Below are 207 nucleotides of genomic sequence, written 5' to 3'. Positions count from 1 at the left end.
TCCCGAATTCGATGGTCGATTGCATCGCGCCCGCAACCGGCCCCAAAGAGCTTGCACTGGTGCACGAATATGGGATCGACGACGCCGCCCCGGTGAGCCACGAGGCTTATCGCCAATGGGTGATAGAGGATGATTTCTGCGCCGGGCGTCCTGCATGGGATGCCGTTGGGGCCACGTTCTCCGACGATGTGCATGCCCATGAGACAA

1 pseudogene is annotated in these 207 nt (G+C 60.9%); it reads left to right on the top strand.

Annotated features, from left to right (window positions below):
* A pseudogene (locus A3764_RS00995) lies at positions 1-207 on the top strand (mannitol dehydrogenase family protein); the annotation flags it as partial.

It is taken from the genome of Sulfitobacter sp. HI0129 (assembly GCF_001635395.1).
GTDB lineage: Bacteria > Pseudomonadota > Alphaproteobacteria > Rhodobacterales > Rhodobacteraceae > Sulfitobacter.
The sequence above is the reverse complement of the archived record's forward strand: the minus strand, read 5'-3'. Positions and strand labels throughout refer to the sequence as shown.